13 protein-coding genes and 1 riboswitch are annotated in these 18,110 nt (G+C 68.5%); of the genes, 11 read left to right on the top strand and 2 right to left on the bottom strand.

The annotated features are described in order from the left end of the window. Positions 1 to 5 precede the first annotated feature (5 nt). From ACPTTF_RS28465 to ACPTTF_RS28415, 11 genes are all read left to right on the top strand, one after another. The gene (locus ACPTTF_RS28465; protein WP_423369124.1) at positions 6 to 1,439 is read left to right on the top strand and encodes an aldehyde dehydrogenase family protein; all 1,434 of its coding nucleotides are present in this window, start codon (positions 6 to 8) and stop codon (positions 1,437 to 1,439) included. A gap of 241 nt (positions 1,440 to 1,680) precedes the next feature. Continuing rightward, the gene (locus ACPTTF_RS28460; protein ID WP_166954288.1) at positions 1,681 to 3,264 is read left to right on the top strand and encodes a Na+/H+ antiporter; all 1,584 of its coding nucleotides are present in this window, start codon (positions 1,681 to 1,683) and stop codon (positions 3,262 to 3,264) included. A gap of 482 nt (positions 3,265 to 3,746) precedes the next feature. Next, complete coding sequence (locus ACPTTF_RS28455; RefSeq protein ID WP_423369123.1) at positions 3,747 to 4,880, top strand: hybrid sensor histidine kinase/response regulator; 1,134 nt, start codon at positions 3,747 to 3,749, stop codon at positions 4,878 to 4,880. 123 nt (positions 4,881 to 5,003) lie between these two features. After that, on the top strand, positions 5,004 to 6,680 hold the full coding sequence (locus tag ACPTTF_RS28450; protein WP_423369122.1) for a methyl-accepting chemotaxis protein: 1,677 nt from the start codon (positions 5,004 to 5,006) through the stop codon (positions 6,678 to 6,680). Then, positions 6,677 to 7,192, top strand: a complete 516-nt coding sequence (locus ACPTTF_RS28445; RefSeq protein WP_166954282.1) for a chemotaxis protein CheW — start codon at positions 6,677 to 6,679, stop codon at positions 7,190 to 7,192. The genes ACPTTF_RS28450 and ACPTTF_RS28445 overlap by 4 nt, the downstream gene beginning before the upstream one ends. Then, positions 7,189 to 8,610 carry a CheR family methyltransferase gene (locus ACPTTF_RS28440; RefSeq protein ID WP_423369121.1) on the top strand — a complete coding sequence of 474 codons (1,422 nt, stop codon included), beginning with the start codon at positions 7,189 to 7,191 and terminating at the stop codon, positions 8,608 to 8,610. Before ACPTTF_RS28445 ends, ACPTTF_RS28440 begins: the two co-directional genes overlap by 4 nt. Before the next feature lie 46 nt (positions 8,611 to 8,656). Beyond that, positions 8,657 to 9,370 (top strand): chemotaxis protein CheW, encoded by a 714-nt coding sequence (locus tag ACPTTF_RS28435; protein ID WP_423369120.1) that lies wholly within the window; start codon positions 8,657 to 8,659, stop codon positions 9,368 to 9,370. Beyond that, positions 9,367 to 11,676 (top strand): hybrid sensor histidine kinase/response regulator, encoded by a 2,310-nt coding sequence (locus tag ACPTTF_RS28430; RefSeq protein ID WP_166954276.1) that lies wholly within the window; start codon positions 9,367 to 9,369, stop codon positions 11,674 to 11,676. Before ACPTTF_RS28435 ends, ACPTTF_RS28430 begins: the two co-directional genes overlap by 4 nt. Then, entirely contained in the window at positions 11,673 to 12,692 is a 1,020-nt protein-coding gene (locus tag ACPTTF_RS28425) for a chemotaxis response regulator protein-glutamate methylesterase (RefSeq protein WP_423369119.1), read from the top strand. Before ACPTTF_RS28430 ends, ACPTTF_RS28425 begins: the two co-directional genes overlap by 4 nt. A gap of 86 nt (positions 12,693 to 12,778) precedes the next feature. Further along, positions 12,779 to 12,884, top strand: a riboswitch (Fluoride riboswitch). A gap of 79 nt (positions 12,885 to 12,963) precedes the next feature. Then, a complete protein-coding gene (locus ACPTTF_RS28420; protein ID WP_423369118.1) occupies positions 12,964 to 14,199 on the top strand; it encodes a voltage-gated chloride channel family protein in 1,236 nt (411 codons plus the stop codon). Then, a complete protein-coding gene (locus ACPTTF_RS28415) occupies positions 14,156 to 14,863 on the top strand; it encodes a shikimate kinase (RefSeq protein ID WP_423369117.1) in 708 nt (235 codons plus the stop codon). The genes ACPTTF_RS28420 and ACPTTF_RS28415 overlap by 44 nt, the downstream gene beginning before the upstream one ends. Positions 14,864 to 14,877: 14 nt before the next feature. Here the strand turns inward: ACPTTF_RS28415 and ACPTTF_RS28410 are convergent, their stop codons facing one another. Continuing rightward, on the bottom strand, positions 14,878 to 15,591 hold the full coding sequence (locus ACPTTF_RS28410) for a riboflavin synthase subunit alpha (RefSeq protein WP_423369116.1): 714 nt from the start codon (positions 15,589 to 15,591) through the stop codon (positions 14,878 to 14,880). A gap of 207 nt (positions 15,592 to 15,798) precedes the next feature. Further along, positions 15,799 to 17,661: an ABC transporter ATP-binding protein gene (locus ACPTTF_RS28405; protein WP_423369115.1), complete on the bottom strand. Its 1,863-nt coding sequence runs from the start codon at positions 17,659 to 17,661 to the stop codon at positions 15,799 to 15,801. Between the last annotated feature and the right edge of the window lie 449 nt (positions 17,662 to 18,110).

The raw sequence follows: 18,110 nt of genomic DNA, 5'->3' as shown, positions 1-18,110 counted from the left end.
GTTCCATGTTGAAGGAAGCCTACCCGTATTACCTCGCCAACGAGGCGGTTTACGCGAACACCGATCTGGAAGTGACGGACAAGTTCAGCGGCAAGGTCGCGACGCGCGTCGCGCTGGCCGATGCGAAGGCCATCGACGCAGCGATCGGCGCGGCAGTCGACGCAGCGAAGCCGATGCGCGAGCTGCCGGCCTACAAGCGGCAGGCCGTGCTCGACCATTGCGTCGCACGTTTTCGCGAGCGCTTCGACGAACTGGCCGAGGCACTTTGCATCGAGGCCGGCAAGCCGATCAACGATTCGAAGGGCGAAGTGACGCGGCTGATCGACACGTTCCGCGTGGCCGCCGAGGAATCGGTGCGCATCGACGGCGAGATCATCAACCTCGAAATCTCCGCGCGAGCGCAGGGTTATACGGGGTACGTGAAGCGCGTGCCGATCGGCCCGTGCTCGTTCATCTCGCCGTTCAACTTTCCGCTGAACCTCGCCGCGCACAAGGTTGCGCCCGCGCTCGCGGCCGGCTGTCCGTTCGTGCTGAAGCCTGCGAGCCGCACGCCGATCGGCGCGCTGATCATCGGCGAGGTACTCGCGGAAACCGATTTGCCGGAGGGCGCGTTCTCGGTGCTGCCCGCGCATCGCGACGGCGCCGACCTGTTCACGACCGACGAGCGTTTCAAGCTGTTGTCGTTCACGGGCTCGCCGGCGGTCGGCTGGGCGCTGAAGGAGAAGGCCGGCAAGAAGAAAGTCGTGCTGGAGCTAGGCGGCAACGCGGCCGCGATCGTCGATGCGGATCAACGCGACCGGCTCGACTACGTGGTCGAGCGTCTCGCGTTCGGCGCGTATTACCAGTCGGGCCAGAGCTGCATCGGCGTGCAGCGGATCCTCGTGCATGCCGACCTGTACGACGCGCTGCGCGAGAAGCTGATCGCGAAGACGCGTTCGCTGAAGATGGGCGATCCGAAGGATCCGTCGACGTTCGTCGGCCCGATGATTTCCGAATCGGAGTCGCGCCGGCTGTCGGGGTGGATGGACGCGGCCGTCGCGGCGGGCGCGAAGATCGTCGCGGGCGGCAAGGTCGACGGTGCGATGTTCGAGGCGACGCTGCTGGAAAACGTCGGGCACGAGCAGGACCTGTACCGGAAGGAGGCGTTCGGCCCCGTTGCGATCCTCGAGAAGTTCGACCGGTTCGACGATGCGCTCGCGCGCGTGAACGACAGCGACTTCGGGCTGCAGGCCGGCGTGTTCACCGATTCGCTCACGCATGCGCAGCGCGCGTGGGACGAGCTGGAGGTCGGCGGCGTCGTGATCAACGACGTGCCGTCGTTCCGCGTCGATAACATGCCGTACGGTGGCGTGAAGGATTCGGGCCTCGGCCGCGAAGGGATCCGCTACGCGATCGAGGACATGACCGAGCCGCGGCTGATGGTCGTGCGGCGCCGGTAACGCGGGGCGGGCAGCGCGGTGCCGCGACGGCACGCGGGCAGGCGATCGGGCCGGCCCGCGTGCCGTTTTTCATGGCGTTGCGCGCAGCGGGCCGGCGCCTGGCTTGCATCGTGCCCGCACCGCGTGGCGGCGCGCCAGAACGCGCTCGACTGCGGCACTCGCCTCGTGATGTAATCGCGCGAAACTGCCGACCGGGGTACGACGCCGGAACGCGCGAATTCATTCTTCACGAGGTCGATTCATGTCTCCCGTCTCGGCATTCAAGCTGGTTTTGTTGTCATTTCTCGCGATCGTCGCGCTCGAATGCCTCGCCAAGCGGCTGCGGCTGCCGCCCGCGGCCGCGCTGCTGGTCGGCGGCATCGGCATCGCGTTCATCCCCGGCCTGCCGCCGATCAATCTCGATCCCGAACTGGTGCTGCTGGTGTTCCTGCCGCCGTTGCTGATGGACGGCGCGTATTTTTCGGTGTGGGAGGAGTTCAAGCGCAACGTCGGTGGCATCCTGCTGCTGGCGATCGGTGCGGTCGTGTTCACGACGTTCGCGGTCGGCTTCGCCGTGCACTGGGTGGCGCCGTCACTGCCGTGGGCCGCGTGCTTCGCGCTCGGCGCGATCGTGTCGCCGCCCGACGCCGTTGCCGCGAAGGCCGTGCTCGAACGCGTCGCGCTGCCGCGCCGGCTGATGGTGCTGCTCGAAGGCGAGAGCTTGCTGAACGATGCGGCGGGCCTCGTGCTGTTTCGCTTCGCGGTCGCGGCGGCACTCACCGGCGCGTTCAGCGTCGAGCACGCGGTCGTGCGCTTCGCGGAGCTCGGGCTCGGCGGCGTGGCGATCGGCTTCGCGGTCGGCAAGCTCGTCGTGTGGTTCCTGAAGCAGCTCGACGACGACTATCTCGTGATCACCGTCGCGGTGATTGCCGGCTGGATCGCCTATATCGCGGGTGAAATGGTCGAGGTGTCCGGCGTGATCGCCACCGTCACGGCCGGCATGATCATCGGCTGGCATCAGCACGAGGTGTTCTCGGCGGCCGTGCGCACGCGCGGCACCGCGTTCTGGCAGGTCATCGTGTTCCTGCTCGAAGCGATGGTGTTCGTGCTGATCGGGCTGTCGCTGCGCGGTGCGATCCACCGGCTCGGCGGCTTCGAGCAGGTGCTTGCCACGATGGTGCCGCCGATGCTCGCGGTGCTGGCGGCGGTGATCGTGTCGCGCTTCGTGTGGATCTACGCGGTCGAGATGCTGAAGTGGCCGGTGCGCGGGATCGCGCGGCGCGGCGAAGCGCCCGACTGGAAGGCCGCGACGATCATGAGCTGGGCCGGGATGCGCGGCGTCGTCACGCTGGCGATCGCGCTGTCGCTGCCCGAGGCGATGCCCGGCCGCGACGTGATCCTGGTCGCGTCGTTCGCGGTGATCCTCGTCACCGTGCTGCTGCAGGGCACGACGATCGGGCCGTTGATCCGGCTGCTGCGCCTGCCGCAGCGTGAAGAGCGCGCGGCGCATCACCTGACCGAGCCGCAGACGTGGGCGTACGTCGAGGCTGCGCAACTCGCGGCGATCCAGCCGCTCGTACGCGACGAGAACGGGGTCGTGATCCATCCGCGCCTGCTCGAGCAGTACACGTATCGCGCGGAATTGACCGAGCGGGCGAAGGACGAGCCGGCATACCCGGCAGAAGTGCGTACCGCGCACTACGACGTCGTGCTGGCCGCGATCAAGGCCGGGCGCGTGGAATTGTTGCGCCTGCACCGATCGGGGCGCATCCACGACGAAATGCTGCACGCGCTCGAACGCGACCTCGACCTGCAGGAAGTGTCCGCCCAGCACGCGCGCGGGTAAGGCAGCACCCCAGCGTCATCCCGCCATCGAGCGGCCGGTGCCAGCCGGCCCGAAGCGCGCACGGGCGATCGTTGCCCGGCGCGCTTTTTTCGTTTCTCACACCCGCCGATTCGACGTATTTCCATCCGGCCCCAAATGCAGCGGGGAGCCAGCCTTGCAGCGCATGCAAACCTTATGGCGCTGGTCTCGCAAACGTTATCGTCTTTCGAATCCGGAAATGATCTGATTTAACTGATTCCGTCTCTTTCTGCATATTTGGCAAAACTAAACCGGAAGGAGATAGATGCTGTGTTCTAATTTCATTTAGAATCAGCCGGTTATGTTTATTGAGAGAAAGGATGCGGAGGTAATGCGGCCGCCAACGGGGAGAAATCGGCGTCCGGAGCCCTGCAAGGCGGTGCTGACAGGCCAAGTCGGCGGAATCAGGCGGGTTTTTCAACCGTCGAATTAAGATAGCGTCCAAAGTCTGATAAACAACTCCTATGAAAGAATCGATTGGAGAATCGGCGTTTGAAACTGTATTTATGAAAGAATCGAGCGGTGATAATGCCTCGGATTGTCTTGAATCGGGGTTGTCGGTTCTTCTCGTCGACGATCAACCGTTCGTCGGCGAGGTGATCCGCCGCGCGCTGCGCAGCGAACACGACATCGACCTGCACGTGTGCACTGACGCGCACCGGGCGATGGCGGTCGCGCGCGACGTGAAGCCGACGGTCATCCTGCAGGATCTCGTGATGCCGGAGATCGATGGCCTCGATCTCGTCCGCGCGTGGCGTGCGGACGCCGGCACCGCTCGCGTGCCGATCATCGTGCTGTCCGCGAAGGAGGAGCCGATCGTCAAGCGCGAGGCGTTCATCGCCGGCGCGAACGACTATCTGGTGAAGCTCCCCGACGCGATGGAGCTGGCCGCACGTATCCGCTATCACTCGAATTCGTACCTGATGTCCCGGCAGCGCGACGAGGCGCTCGATTTCCTGTCGCACGACATGCGTTCGCCGCAGACGTCGATCCTCGCGCTGCTCGACGTCTACCGGTCCGAGCACGGCGAGATGCCGGCAATCATGGAACGCATTGCCGGCCATGCGCGGCGCGCGCTCGCGCTTGCCGACGGCTTCATCCACCTGACCCGCGCGCAGTCCGAGCGCCGCGCGCACGAGGTCGTGAGTCTCAACGAGATCGTGCTCGACGCCGTCGACCAGCTGTGGGAGAAGGCGGCCGGGCTCGGCAGCCGGGTCGCCGCGCACGTGCCCGACACCGAGTGCGTGACGATGGGCGACCGCATGATGCTGACGCGCGCGGTCGCGAACCTGATCGACAACGGGCTGAAGTACGGCCCGGCCGGCACGGACGTGCACTGCACGCTGAGCAGCGAGGACGGTGCATGGCTGATCGGCGTCGAGGATACCGGCGCCGGGATCGCGCCGGAGCAGCGCACGGCCGCGACCGAGTCGTTCGTGCAGCTCGAATCCGCGCATGGCGCGGCACGCGGCGGCTTCGGCCTCGGGCTCGCGTTCGTCCGCGCGACGGCGGCGCGGCATCGCGGCCAGATCCTGATGCGCAATACGGCGCGCGGCTTCATGGTCGCGCTTCGGCTGCCGGCGCAAGCGGAGCGGTGATTTCGCGGCGCGGCCTGCCGGCGCCGCGCTGCCCGCAGACCCCGATGCGCTCGTGGCGCGCCGTCCGGCGCGCAGGCGGGTGCGGATTTTTTCAACGCTGATTTTAGAAAGCCCATAACGAACATGGCCACCGTGACGCCCCGCGCGACCAATGAAAGCCTGCATCCGACGATCGGCGCTGCCCGGCTGACGCTCGGCAATCGCATCCTGCTCAGCTTCGGCGTGCTGTTCGTGCTGATGCTGGTGACAGCCGGCGTGTCCTACGAGCGATTGCGCGCGATCAACAGCGAAGCCGTCAGCATCGAGCGCGATTCGCTGCCTGGCGTCTACCTCGCGTCGTCGCTGCGCGGCGCGGTGAATGAATCATTCATGCTGCTGCAGCAGGCGACGTTCGTCGAGACCGATTCCGAAAACATCCAGCGCGATCTCGCGAAGATCGCCGATTCGGCGAAGGACGTCGATTCGTTGTCGGTCGAGTACCAGAACTCGATGTTTCGCGACGACGACCGGCAGCGCTTCGCGACCTTCCGGGGCACCTACGACCACTACCTGCCGCTGCTGAACGAAGCGGTGCAGCGGCACCGTCAATCGCGCGACGATGCGGTTGCCGCGTATGCGAAGGTGCAGCCCGCATGGGCCGAGGTCGTGCGCAACGCGAATATCCTGGTGCAGGAAAACCGCAAGTTCGCCGATCAGTCGGCGAAGCTGATCCGCGAATCCGTGCAGGACACCGAAGCGGTGCTCGCGACCGCACTGGCGGTCATGCTGCTGTCCGCGCTGGGGTTCGGCTACATGCTGTTCCGTTCGGTAACCGTACCGATGGCGCGGCTCGTCGAGGTGCACGACGTGATGCGTACCGGCAACCTGACGCGCCGACTCGACCTGCGCCGCCGCGACGAATTCGGCACGCTCGAGACGGGCTTCAACCGGATGGCCGACGAACTGACCGAGCTCGTCGCGCGTGCGCAGCAGTCGTCGCTGCAGGTGACGACGTCGGTCGCCGAGATCGCGGCGACGTCGCGCGAGCAGCAGGCGACCGCGAACGAAACCGCGGCGACGACGACCGAGATCGGCGCGACCTCGCGCGAAATCTTCGCGACCTCGCGCGACCTGGTGCGCACGATGAACGAAGTGGCCGGCGTGGCCGAGCAGTCGGCGACGCTCGCGGGCGTGAGCCAGAGCGGGCTCACGCGGATGGGCGAGACGATGCGCAGCGTGATGGACGCGGCCGGTTCCGTGAACGCGAAGCTCGCGATCCTCAACGAGAAGGCGCTGAACATCAACCAGGTGGTCGCGACGATCACCAAGGTGGCCGACCAGACCAACCTGCTGTCGCTGAACGCGGCGATCGAGGCCGAGAAAGCCGGCGAATACGGCCGCGGCTTCGCGGTCGTCGCGACCGAGATCCGCCGCCTCGCCGACCAGACGGCGGTCGCGACCTACGACATCGAGCAGACGGTGAAGGAAATCCAGTCGGCGGTGTCGGCGGGCGTGATGGGGATGGACAAGTTCTCCGAGGAAGTGCGCCGCGGGATGCTCGACGTGCAGCAGGTCGGCGGGCAGCTGTCGCAGATCATCGCCGAGGTGCAGACGCTTGCGCCGCGCTTCCAGATGGTCAACGAAGGGATGCAGACGCAGGCGAATGGCGCGGAGCAGATCACACAGGCGCTGTCGCAGCTGTCGGAGGCCGCGCAGCAGACGGCCGAATCGCTGCGCCAGTCGTCGCAGGCGATCGACGACCTGACGCTGGTGGCGAACCAGTTGCGTACCAGCGTGTCGCGCTTCAAGGTCGACGCGTGACGCGCGCCGATACGCAGAACGGTGCACACGCGCTGTTCCTGATGTTCGAGCTCGACGGCGAACGCTATGCGCTCGACGCGGCCGGCATCGGCGAGGTGCTGCCGCTCGCAGTCACGAAGGCCGTGCCCGGCGCCCCCGAATGGATCGCCGGGCTGCTGATGCGCGGCGGCCAGCCGGTGCCGGTGATCGACGTGCCGATGCTGGCGCTCGGGCGCCGCGCGCATGCGTTGCGCTCGACGCGGCTCGTGATGGTCCGCTACCGTGCCGACGAGGCAGGCGGCGAGCGCACGATCGGGCTGATCGTCGAGCGCGCGACGCAGACGATGCGGATCGATCGCGCGGCGTTTCGCGCGAGCGGCATCTCGACCGCGCGCACGCGCTGGCTCGGGCTCGTCGCGAACACGCCCGATGGCGTCGTGCAGCAGGTATCGGTTGCCGACCTGATCGACGATGTTGCACGCCTGTATCTGTTCGACGGCGGCCTGCCGGGCCATGGGGGAGAGTTCGCATGAAAGAGTCCGAATCGCGATTTCACGGCTGGCTGTTGCGCGAGACCGGCATCGACCCCGATTCGCTCGGCAACGATTTCATGACCCGCGCGCTGACGGAGCGCGTGCATGCGCTGCAGGCGGACGGCGAGCGCCTGCCGTCGGCGGCGCGGCCGCCCGTGACGCAGGACGCGCTCGACGCATACTGGCAGCAGCTCAACGCGTCGGCCGACGAGCGGCGTGCGCTGATCGAGCTGTTCGTCGTGCCCGAGACCTGGTTCTTCCGCGACCGCGAGGCCTTCGCGACGCTCGCGCGGCTCGCGGTCGAACGGCTCGCCGCGCTGCCCGGCCGCGTGATCCGCGTGCTGAGCGCGCCGTGCTCGACGGGCGAGGAGCCGTATTCGGCGGCGATGGCGCTGCTCGACGCGGGGCTCGACCCGGCCAGTTTCACGATCGACGCAATCGACCTCAGCGTGCGCGCGATCGAGCACGCCCGGCTCGGCTGCTACGGGCGCAATGCGTTCCGCGGCACCGCGACGGAGTTTCGTGCGCGGCACTTCACGCCGACCCGCGATGGCTGGCTGCTCGACGATCGCGTGCGGGCATGCGTGCAGTTCAGTCAGGCGAACCTCGTCGAACCGGCTGTGGACACGGGCATTCGCTACGATTTCGTGTTCTGCCGCAACGTGCTGATCTACTTCGATCGCGACGCACAGGATCGCGTGATCCGCTCGCTCGACGAGCGTCTTGCCGACGACGGCATGCTGTTCGTCGGGCCGGCCGAAACGGGCGTCGCGATGCGGCACGGGATGCGCTCGGCGCGCGTGCCGCTGGCATTCGCGTTTCATCGCGAGCCCGCCGCCGCGGTGTCCGACGCATATGCGGCCCGGCCGGCGGCGCCGCTGTCCGTGGCGACGGCGCCGTACCGGCGCGCGGAGCGCTTCACGGTCGCGCCGCTCGCGGCGACGCGCCCGGTGCTGGCGGTCGCGCCGCCGGCCTGGCTCGGCGACGCGCGTCAGCCGTTCACGGTGCCGCCGCCCGCCATGCGCGCGGCCGCGTTCGACGCACGGGCCGACCTGTCGGCAGTGGCGGTCGAACCGGCCGCACCGGTTGCGCCGGCCGTACCGGTTGCCGAAGGCGCCGCGCCGACGCTGGAAGATGCGCAGGCGCTTGCGAATGCCGGCGCGTTCGACGAGGCCGAGCGCGTGCTTGCGCAGTTCTCGGCACGCGTCGGGCCGCATGCCGATGCGTTCTACCTGAACGGGCTGATCGCGGATGCGCGCGGGCGTGCCGCGGAAGCCGGCGACTTCTACCGGAAGGCGTTGTACCTGCGGCCCACGCACCACGAAGCGCTGACCCATCTTGCGACGCTGCTCGACGTCGGCGGCGATCGCGCGGGCGCGCAATGGCTGCTCGAGCGCGCACGGCGCTCGGCCGGCTGACAAGACTACGGGTTGGGGACCGACACAGCGATGACCAGAGGAATTCATGAACCGCGCCGCCGCTGCCATTGACGAGACGACGATCGACGTCGACGATTGCTGGAACCGGATCGGCACGCGCGGCGACCGCACGTGCGAGCGGCTGAACGACTGCCTGCGCTGCCTGAACTGCCCGGTGTACGCGTATCACGCGGCGAAGCTGCTCGAGCGCCCGCTCGACGGGGCCGAGATGGCCGACACCACGCGCCGGATGAGCGCGCCCGGCGCGCCGCACGTGCACGACGCCGACGCCGACGCCGATACGCGCCATGCGGCGCTGGCGTTCCGCGTGGCCGGCGAATGGCTCGCGCTGCCGATCGGCGTGCTGCGCGAGATCGCCGGCACGCGTCCGATCCATTCGCTGCCGTATCGCCGCAATTCGGCCGTGCGCGGCGTGGTCAACATCCGCGGCACGCTGCGCATCGCGATCTCGATCGGCGCGCTGCTCGGCCTCGACGCCGGCAAGGGCGGCACCGGCGGCGATGATGGCCGCTTCACGCGGCTGCTGGTGGCCGCGCACCAGGGCGACCCGGTCGTGTTTCCGGTCGACGAAGTCGAGGGCGTGCTGCGCTTCGGCGCATCCGACTGGGTGCCGGTTCCGGCAACGGTCGGGCGCGCGAGCGCCGGCCTGTCGCGCGGTGTGCTGTCGTGGCGCGGCAAGTCGGTGGGCCTGCTCGACGACGACCGCCTGTTCGACGCCGTCACACGGAGCATGCGATGAGCGGCGATGACGATCTGAGCCACCTGTCGCTGCTCGAGCTGTATCGCGAGGAAACGCGCACGCAGACCCAGGCGCTGTCCGAGCGGCTGCTCGCGCTCGAATCGGGCGAGCCCGATTCCGTCGCGCTCGAGGCCTGCATGCGCGCCGCGCATTCGCTGAAGGGCGCCGCGCGCATCGTCGGCGTGCCGCTTGGCGTCGACATCGCGGGGCGGATGGAAGAGTGTTTCGTCGCCGCGCAGGCCGGCACGATCGCGCTGACGGCCACGCACGTCGACGTGCTGCTGGCGGGCGTCGATTTGCTGGTGCGCGTCGGCGATCCGCAGGCGCAGCCCGTGACGCAGACGGAGATCGAGGTGTTCGCGGCGGCGCTCACAGGTGCCGACGGCGCGCAGACGATGCAGGCGCCGGGCGCCGTCCCGCCGCCGGCGCCGCCGTCGGTCGTACCGTATCGCGAGCACGACGGTGCCGCGAACGAGCCTGTCGGGGCCGGTGCCGCGGTGCCGCCGCTTGCGGTATCGGGCGCGGTGCCCGATCCCGCCCAGGCCGGCCGCGTGGCCGGCGCCGGCGCGATGCGCCGCGTGCGCGCGGATACGCTGAACCGGCTGCTGAGCCTGTCCGGCGAATCGCTGGTTGAATCGCGCTGGCTCAAGCCGTTCGCCGAATCGATGCTGCGTGTGAAGCGCGCGCAGCGCGACGCAGCCCGCTCGCTCGATTTGATGTACGAACAATTCGCCGACGATCTCGACTCGGGCATGCTCGCGTCGATGAACGAAGTGCGGCACATGCTGAACGACCTGCAGCGTTCGCTTGCCGAGCGCATGGACGAATTCGACCGCTTCGAGCGGCGCAGTACCCATATCGCCGAGCAGCTGTACGACGAGGCGCTGCAATGCCGGATGCGGCCGTTCGGCGACGCGACGCGTGCGTACCCGCGCATCGTCCGCGATCTCGCGCGCTCGCTCGGCAAGCAGGTGCGGTTCTCGATCGTCGGCGAGAGCACGCAGGTCGACCGCGACATCCTGGACCTGCTCGACGCGCCGCTCGGCCACCTGCTGCGCAACGCGATCGACCACGGCGTCGATTCGCCGGACGCGCGGCGTGCCCGCGGCAAGCCGGCCGAGGCGAGCGTGACGCTGGAGGCGCGCCACAGCGCCGGCTCGCTGCTGGTCAGCGTGATCGACGACGGTCCGGGCGTCGACATGGACGCGCTGCGCGCGGCCGTCGTGCGCCAGCGCCTGACGGACGACGAGACAGCCGCGCGGCTGTCCGATCCCGAGCTGCTCGAATTCCTGCTGCTGCCGGGTTTCTCGATGCGCGATGCGGTGACCGACGTGTCGGGCCGCGGCGTCGGCCTCGACGCGGTGCAGGAGATGGTGCGCGGCGTGCGCGGCGCGGTGCGGATCTTCAACGAGCCGGGCGCGGGCATGCGCTTCGTGCTGCAGTTGCCGCTCACGCTGTCGGTGATCCGCAGCCTGCTCGTCGAGGTCGGGGGCGAGCCGTATGCATTCCCGCTCGCCCACGTGCGCCGCACGCTCGAACTCGCACACGACGATATCGACGTGCTCGAAGGGCAGCCGCATTTCCCGTTCGACGGCCGGCGCGCGGGCCTCGTCGCCGCCCACCAGCTGCTCGACGCGGGCGAGCCCGACGCGGCTCGCGGGAGCACGGCGGTCGTGGTGGTCGGCGCCGAGCCGGAGCTGTACGGCGTCGCGGTCGACCGCTTCCTCGGCGAGCGGATGCTCGTCGTGCAGCCGCTCGACAGCCGCCTGCACAAGATCCAGAACATCGCGGCCGGCGCGCTGCTCGAGAACGGCGACCCGGTGCTGATCGTCGACGTCGAGGACCTGATCCGCTCGGTCGACAAGCTCGTGCGCGGCGGGCAGCTCGCGCGACTCACGCGTGACCCGCAACTCGCGCTGACTGACCGGCGCCGCCGCGTGCTCGTCGTCGACGATTCGCTGACGGTGCGCGAGCTCGAACGCAAGCTGCTGGAAAAGCGCGGCTACGACGTGACGGTCGCGGTCGACGGGATGGAAGGCTGGAACGCGGTGCGCAGCGATGCGTTCGATCTCGTCGTCACCGACGTCGACATGCCGCGCATGGACGGCATCGAGCTCGTCACGCTGATCAAGAGCGATCCGATGCTCAAGCGCGTGCCGGTGATGATCGTGTCGTACAAGGATCGCGACGAGGATCGCCGTCGCGGGCTCGATGCGGGCGCCGACTACTACCTCGCGAAGAGCAGCTTCCACGACGAGGCGTTGCTTGACGCCGTGCACGACCTGATCGGGGACGCGCGAGGATGAACATTGGTATCGTCAACGACTTGCCGCTCGCCGTGGAGGCGCTGCGCCGCGTGATCGCGCTGCGCACGGACCACCGCGTGCTGTGGGTCGCGACCGACGGCGACGAGGCGGTGGATTTCTGCGTCGCGCATCCGCCCGATCTCGTGCTGATGGATCTCGTGATGCCGAAGGTCGACGGCGTCGCGGCGACGCGCCGGATCATGGCGCGCGCGCCGTGCGCGATCCTGATCGTGACGGCGAGCGTCAGCGCGAACACGTCGTCGGTCTACGAGGCGATGGGCGCAGGCGCGCTCGATGCGGTCGACACGCCGACGCTCGCGCTCGGGCTGTCGACTGACGCGTCGCCGCAGGCGCTGCTCGCGAAGATCGACCAGATCGGCCGGCTGCTCGAAAGCCGCACCACGACGCTCGTGCCGCCGGGGCCGACGCCCGAGCGCGGCCAGCCGACGCTTGTCGCGATCGGCGCGTCGGCGGGCGGGCCGACCGCGCTGACCGCGCTGCTGCGCGCGCTGCCGGCCGAATTTCCGGCGGCCATCGTGATCGTCCAGCATGTCGACCAGGCGTTCGCGCTCGGGATGGCCGAGTGGCTCGACGGCTATACGCGGCTGCCGGTGCGCGTCGCGCGACAGGGCAGCGTGCCGCAGTCCGGCGAGGTGCTGCTCGCGGCGACCAACGACCACCTGTACCTGTCGCCGCGCGGCGTGCTCGGCTATACGCGGCATCCGGTCGAGACACCGTACCGGCCGTCGATCGACGTGTTCTTCAACAGCGTCGCCGACGGCTGGCAGGGCGAAGCGTTCGGCGTGCTGCTGACGGGCATGGGGCGCGACGGCGCGCTCGGCCTGAAGGCGATGCGCGCGAAGGGCTGTTACACGATTGCGCAGGACGAGGCGACGAGCGCCGTCTACGGGATGCCGAAGGCGGCCGCGGCGATCGGGGCGGCGTCGGCGATCCTGCCGCTCGAACGGATCGCCCCCCAACTGATCTCGCGCATCACGCGCCCGCTGCGCGACTGACGGGGCGCTCGAGGGGCGCGCGACGCCGCCCCGTTCCGCTGCGCCGGCGGCCGCATTGCGGGCGGCGCGGGGCGTCGCGTACAATGGCGGCCAGCGGAGATGGCATGCCTCCCTGCGGTCGTACGCGGCGCGTTGCGCGCGCGGTGCGGCCCTCAACCGCCGGTCAGCCCGGCTGATGATGCCTGCGTGTTCCTGGGTCGTCAGGAGGTCGCAGGCCGTCCATGCGGTATTCTGCCGCCCAGGTTTTGATGTTCCGTCGAATCTGGAAATCATGTTCTTCACGACTTCTGCCGATCTTCTCGCGACCGTGCGCTACGTGTGCCGCTGGCTCGCGCTCTCGGCCCTGCTCGGCGCGCTGGCCGGCACGGCTTCCGCCCTGTTCCTGATCGCGCTCGACTGGGCCACCGGCACGCGCGTTGCGCATCCGTGGCTGCTGTGGGGGCTGCCGGCGGCCGGTTTCGCGACCGGCTGGATCTACCATCGCTTCGGCCAGTCCGTCGCGCGCGGCAACAACCTGCTGATCGACGAGATTCACGACCCGAAGGCGCTCGTGCCGAAACGGATGGGGCCGCTCGTGCTCGTCGCGACCGTCGTCACGCACCTGTTCGGCGGCTCGGCCGGCCGCGAGGGCACGGCCGTGCAGATGGGCGGCGCGCTCGCCGATCGCATCACGCACGTGTTTCGTCTCGATCGCGAACATCGCCGCGTGCTGCTGATGGGCGGCATCGCGGCCGGTTTCGCATCGGTGTTCGGCACGCCGCTCGCGGGCGCCGTGTTCGGGCTCGAGGTGCTGGCGATCGGGCGCGTGCGCTATGACGCGCTGCTGACCTGTGTCGCATCCGCGATCGTCGCGGACGTCGTCTGCCGCGCGTGGGGCGTGCATCACACGGCCTATGCGATTCCGTTCGTGCCGGCCGTATCGGCGACGGGGCTGGCCGTGACGGTCGTCGCGGGCATGGCGTTCGGCGTGGTCGGGCGGCTGTTCGCGTTTGCGACGCATGCGCTGACCGCGTGGTTCCGCCGCGTCGTCCGCTATGCGCCGCTGCAGCCGGTGCTTGGCGGCCTGCTGGTCGCCGCGGCCGCCACCGCGTTGAACGTGCCGCAGTATCTCGGCCTCGGCATCCCGACGATCGAAGCGGCGTTCCACGGCCCGCTGCCGCTCTACGATTTCGCGGGCAAGTTCGCGTTCACCGTCGTCACGCTCGCGTCGGGGTTCAAGGGCGGCGAAGTGACGCCGCTGTTCTACATCGGCGCGACGCTCGGCAACGCGCTCGGCCAGGTGCTGGCGCTGCCGGTGCCGGTGCTCGCGGGGCTCGGCTTCGTCGCGGTGTTCGCCGGCGCGGCCAACACGCCGATCGCGTCGACGATCATGGCGATCGAACTGTTCGGCGCGGATATCGGCGTGTATGCGATCGTCGCGTGTGTCGTTGCGTATCTGTTCTCCGGGCACGCGGGGATTTATCGTGCGCAGCGTGTGGCGGTGGGGAAGGGTGCGCAGGCGGAGTGAGGCGGGCGCGGAAGGCGGATTCGTTGCGGCTTCTCCGGGAGCGCGATGCATGCGATATCGGACGGGGAGCGTGTCGTTGCAGGTACATCTGATCGGGCCGGGCGGCGCCGGCAAGACCACGGTCGGGGCGATTGTCGCGGCGCGCCTGAACTGGCGGTTCGTCGATGTGGATCAGTGCTTCCTGGCCGCGCACGGGAACATTGGCGATTTCATCCGCGATCGCGGCCATGCCGAGTATGCGTCGCACAACGTCCGGCTGTACGAGCAACTCAGGCGCGACGTGCCGGCGCCCACGATCTGCGCGGTGTCGTCCGGTTTCATGCTGTATCCGGACGATGTCGCGCCGGCTTATCCGGCACTTCGCCGTGACATCGAGGAGGACCGGTTCACCGCGCTCCTGTTGCCTGCGTTCGATCTCGAACGCTGCGCGAAACGGATCGTGGCCCGGCAAATGTCCCGGCCGTACCTGAACGCGAACGAAGCCGACGAAATGCGCAAGATCCGCGATCGGTTCCCGGCCTTCATGCGCCTGAACTGCAGGCGGTTCGCGAGCGACGGCACGCCCGAACACGTGGCGGGCGACATCGAACGCTTTATCGTGGCGTCGATGTCATCGGGTGAACCCGATCCGTGTCCGGTCGCGGGCGGGTGGAACAGGCCCTAGCACGCCGGCATCCGTTACTGCTTCGGCAGGCGCGCGACATGGCGCGCCAGCAGTTCCTCGATATCGATGCCTTTTTCCGCCAGCAACGCCGTGACGACGCCGTTCAGTTCGCCGAGCGTTTCCTTGACCGATTCCCGGATCGTGTCCACGACCACCTGCGTGCTGCGCTCGATCTCGATGTTGACCGTGTCGTTGACGCCCTTCGCATCGAAGGTCGTCGCGCGGCGCGTTTCGGGGATCAGCCAGACGTCGAACCAGCCTTCGTCGCGGTTGACGTCGGACACCGTCAGGCTGCAGCCGTTGATCGCGATATAGCCCTTCGCGAACACGTACCGCTTGAATGCGTCCGGCACGCCGATACGCACCATCCGGTTATGCTCGGACGTCGCGATGTGCCGGATGGTCCCGGTGAAGTCGACATGGCCGGACAGCGGATGCCCGCCGATCTCCGCGCCGTCCTTCGCGGCCCGCTCCACGTTGATGTGGGCACCCGTCGCGAGGTCGGCCAGCGTGGTGATCTTCAGGCTCGGCAGCATCACGTCGAAGTCGATCAGTTCCGGCGAATGGATGGTCGTCACGGTCAGGCAGACGCCGTCGACCGAGACGCTGGCGCCGATCTCGATGTCGTCGGTAAACCGCTCCGGGAATTCGATGCTGAAGGTTCTCAGTTCCCCGTGGTCGGCGATGGTCTTGATGGTGGCAACACCCTGGACAATTCCTGTAAACATGGTCGATCCCTAGTCGCAAATTTCCTGGTCGACATGATAAGGGATACCGGAAAAGGGCACGTCGTGCCGCGCGGCGTCAGGGCTGCAGGCGTGACGCGCGGACGTAAAAAAGGCCGTGCACCTGGCACGGCCTCGATCCGGATCCATTTGTCGGTGCGCGCCGGCGGTGATGACCGCACTGCCGGCGCGCGTCGCGACACGCTTGCGTCACACCTCGGCAGGCTCGTCGAGCGGCCCGGCGGCGTCGTCCGCCGTGCGTCGCGGCGAATCGGCGAGCCCCTTCGCGAGCTCCAGCGCCTGCCGCTCGAACAGCCGGCGATAGATGCCGCCGTCGATCCGGATCAGCGCGTCGTGACTGCCTTCCTCGATCACCTTGCCGCGCTCGAGCACCAGCAGCCGGTCGAGCGCACGCACGGTCGACAGCCGGTGCGCGACCACGAGCGTCGTGCGGCCGACCATCAGCCGCTCCATCGCCTGCTGGATCAGCAGCTCGCTTTCGCTGTCGAGGCTCGACGTGGCTTCGTCGAGGATCAGGATCGGTGCATCGGCGAGGAATGCACGCGCGATCGCGACCCGCTGGCGTTCGCCACCCGACAGCTTGATCCCGCGTTCGCCGACGAGCGTGTCATAGCCGTCCGGCAGCGTGGCGATGAAGTCGTGCGCGCTGGCAAGCCGCGCGGCGCGCTCGATGTCGGCCCGGCTCGCGTCGGGGCGCGCATACGCGATGTTCTCCGCGAGCGTGCGGTGGAACAGCACGGGCTCCTGCTGGACGATCGCGATCTGGCTGCGCAGCGAATCCTGCCGCACCCGCGCGATGTCCTGGCCGTCGATCGTGATGCGGCCGCCCGACACGTCGTACAGGCGCTGGATCAGCTTGATGAACGACGTCTTGCCCGACCCGGAATGGCCGACGAGGCCCACGCGTTCGCCCGGCGCGATTCGCATCGAGAAATCGTCGTACAGCGGCACCGGATGGTTGTCGTAGCGGAACGTCACGTGCTCGAAGCGGATCTCGCCTTGCCCGATCCGGATCGCCGGCGCGCCGGGACGATCGTCGATACCGAGCGGCTGGCGTTCGAGCGCGACGAGTTCTTCCATGTCGTTCACCGAGCGCTGCAGGTTGCGGATGTGCATGCCGACGTCGCGCAGGTAGCCCTGCAGCATGAAGAACATCGTCAGCGCGAACGCGATGTCGCCGACGCTCGCCTCGTCGTTCACCCACAGCCGCAGCGCGACGCCGATCATCGCGGCCTGCATCGCGACGAGCATCGCACCCTGCAGCCCGCCGTTGAACGTGCCGCGCACCCACGTGCGGCGTGTGCGTTGCCGCCACTTGCCGATCACGCGGGCGAGCCGCGCTTCCTCGCGTGTTTCCGCGCCGAATGCCTTGACGACCGCGTTGCAGCTCACGGCGTCGGCGAGTGCGCCGCCCATGCGCGTATCCCACAGGTTGCCGAGCCGGGCGGCCGGCGCGACGATGCCGAGCGACACCACGACCGTCACCGTGATGTACAGCAGCGACCCCGCGCCGACGACGAGCCCCATCACGGGCCAGTGCGTGCCGAGCAGCACGGTTGCACCGACGAGCATCGTGACCGACGGCAGCAGCGCGATCAGCACGGTGTCGTTCAGCAGGTCGAGCGCCCAGATGCCGCGCGTGATCTTGCGCACGGTCGAGCCCGCGAAGCTGTTCGCGTGCCAGTCGGTCGAGAAGCGCTGCACGCGATGGAACGACGCGGCCGCGATCTCGCTCATCATCTTCAGCGTGAGCGTGATGATGTTCAGGTAGACGCCTTGCCGCAGCACCGTCGCGCCAAGGCCGAGCGCGGCGAGCGTGCCGAACGCGACGAGGGCCGCATGCCACGCGGCGGCGCGGTCGGTCAGGCCGGTCGACAGCGCATCGACGAGGCGGCCGGCGAACAGCGGTGTGAGCACGTCGGCGAGCGCGGCGAGCAGCGCGAGGCTCGCGACCGTGGCGGTGCGGGCCGGCTGCTTGCGCCAGTAACGGAAGGTGAAGCCGAAGACGGCCTGGAATGCCTGGCCGCCCAGATGGGTGGTTTTTCTGGTCATTTATCGTTGCCCGGCGCGTCGCGCGACGGGGCTTTCCGGTTTGGCGAACATCGAAAACGCAACAGCCGGGCCGCGCGGAAACCGTGCGGCGAAACGAAACGGGCTGTCGGGAAACGGCGCGGCTGACGGGTTAGCGGAAAACTCGGGAGCCGGCGCGGACGGCGGGCTGGATCAGCTGCGCCGTGGGACCACGTTCGGGAAGGTTGCTGGCATTCGGAACATCTGCACCTCCCCTGAAGTGAACGGTTGAAAGGACGCCGAAAAGACGTGAAAAGATTCTATCAGCAGTGCCGGGCGCGCCGCAACGTCTGACGAATGCGGCGTTGCAGCGTCGATACGGTTAGTATTCCGGGTTTCGGCCCTTCCTTTGCGGCCCTTCCACAGTGCGGCAGCACATGGGCCGGCACACGCATCGATTACACTTCAGCGTTTGCGGCGCACCGCGCCGC

The sequence above is a fragment of the Burkholderia crassaminum genome (assembly GCF_964265005.1).
Taxonomy (GTDB): Bacteria; Pseudomonadota; Gammaproteobacteria; order Burkholderiales; family Burkholderiaceae; genus Burkholderia.
The sequence above is the reverse complement of the archived record's forward strand: the minus strand, read 5'-3'. Positions and strand labels throughout refer to the sequence as shown.

Coding starts and splice junctions, on each gene's coding strand:
- ACPTTF_RS28465 (WP_423369124.1), top strand. CDS start 6: ATGTTGAAGGAAGCCTACCCGTATTACCTCGCCAACGAGGCGGTTTAC.
- ACPTTF_RS28460 (WP_166954288.1), top strand. CDS start 1,681: ATGTCTCCCGTCTCGGCATTCAAGCTGGTTTTGTTGTCATTTCTCGCG.
- ACPTTF_RS28455 (WP_423369123.1), top strand. CDS start 3,747: ATGAAAGAATCGATTGGAGAATCGGCGTTTGAAACTGTATTTATGAAA.
- ACPTTF_RS28450 (WP_423369122.1), top strand. CDS start 5,004: ATGGCCACCGTGACGCCCCGCGCGACCAATGAAAGCCTGCATCCGACG.
- ACPTTF_RS28440 (WP_423369121.1), top strand. CDS start 7,189: ATGAAAGAGTCCGAATCGCGATTTCACGGCTGGCTGTTGCGCGAGACC.
- ACPTTF_RS28435 (WP_423369120.1), top strand. CDS start 8,657: ATGAACCGCGCCGCCGCTGCCATTGACGAGACGACGATCGACGTCGAC.
- ACPTTF_RS28430 (WP_166954276.1), top strand. CDS start 9,367: ATGAGCGGCGATGACGATCTGAGCCACCTGTCGCTGCTCGAGCTGTAT.
- ACPTTF_RS28425 (WP_423369119.1), top strand. CDS start 11,673: ATGAACATTGGTATCGTCAACGACTTGCCGCTCGCCGTGGAGGCGCTG.
- ACPTTF_RS28420 (WP_423369118.1), top strand. CDS start 12,964: ATGTTCTTCACGACTTCTGCCGATCTTCTCGCGACCGTGCGCTACGTG.
- ACPTTF_RS28410 (WP_423369116.1), bottom strand. CDS start 15,591: ATGTTTACAGGAATTGTCCAGGGTGTTGCCACCATCAAGACCATCGCC.
- ACPTTF_RS28405 (WP_423369115.1), bottom strand. CDS start 17,661: ATGACCAGAAAAACCACCCATCTGGGCGGCCAGGCATTCCAGGCCGTC.